We start from the raw sequence: 1,091 nt of genomic DNA on the forward strand, positions 1-1,091 counted from the left end.
TCAGGGTAGTTGTCACCTCATTCCGACCCAAAAATTTAACTTGGGGGCCTGGAGGTTGACATGTACTACTCTGAAATGTTCAAAGACAAAATGGTCTGCAGGATGACAGGCCCCGGTGCCATTTCCGCCGGAGCATTATCAAAGGAGATGGATGTATCTCCGTCAACCCTCTCCCGCTGGCTCCGTAAAGCTGGTCAACGCTGTACTTGCCCTGAAAGTCTCCCAATGAAAGAAAAACGCCCCCAGGACTGGACATCCGATGAGAAGCTGAATGCGATTATTGAGGCCAGCAAGATTGACAATGCGGATCTGGGGGCTTTTTTACGGGAAAAGGGCCTCCATGAAACCCATCTGGAACAGTGGCGTTTGCAGATCCTGAATGCTTTACAGATGAAACCTGTTACAGATACAAAAAACAAATCAAAATCATCAGATACTAAAAAAATACGGCAACTTGAAAAAGAACTTCAGAGGAAAGAATCTGCCCTTGCCGAGGCTGCCGCCTTACTGATCCTGAAAAAAAAAGCCCAAAAAATCTGGGGGGACGAGGACGGAAACATGGCCCCGAGGAGCGTAAAATGATACTCACCCTTATTGATGAGGCTGTAAAAAGCGGTGCCAGGCTTTGCAAAGCTGCCCATACCCTTGGCATTAATGCCCGGTCTGTCATGCGCTGGAAGAAGAATGCAGGGGGTGAAGATCAGCGATGCGGTCCTGCAAAATCCCCTAAAAACAAGCTTACAGAATTTGAAAAACAAGCTGTTATAGATACGGCCAATAGCTTAGAGTTCAGGGATCTTCCTCCAAAACAGATTGTGCCGATTCTGGCGGACCAGGGAATCTATATTGCATCGGAATCCAGCTTTTACAGGATTTTAAAAGAGCAGAATATGTTGCGCCACCGTGAATCTTCAAAACCCGCTGAGAGAAAAAAAACTGTAGAATATGCAGCAACAGGCCCCTGGCAGCTATGGAGCTGGGATATGACGTACATGAAAACCGATATCAAGGGACAATTCTTTTATCTTTACATGATTATCGATGTATGGAGCCGCAAGATCATTGCAGCAAGGGTTCATGAGAATGAGTGC

The 1,091-nt window shown here is 46.5% G+C and carries 2 protein-coding genes; both read left to right on the forward strand.

The genetic code is table 11. The features are described 5' to 3' along the window. The first annotated feature begins 60 nt into the window (after positions 1 to 60). On the forward strand, positions 61 to 582 hold the full coding sequence (locus tag OOT00_RS15995; protein WP_265426423.1) for a hypothetical protein: 522 nt from the start codon (positions 61 to 63) through the stop codon (positions 580 to 582). Positions 583 to 668: 86 nt separating this feature from the next. Beyond that, on the forward strand, positions 669 to 1,091 hold a 423-nt coding region (locus OOT00_RS16000), incomplete at its 3' end, for a transposase family protein (RefSeq protein ID WP_497007261.1).

The organism is Desulfobotulus pelophilus, assembly GCF_026155325.1.
Classification (GTDB): Bacteria; Desulfobacterota; Desulfobacteria; order Desulfobacterales; family ASO4-4; genus Desulfobotulus; species Desulfobotulus pelophilus.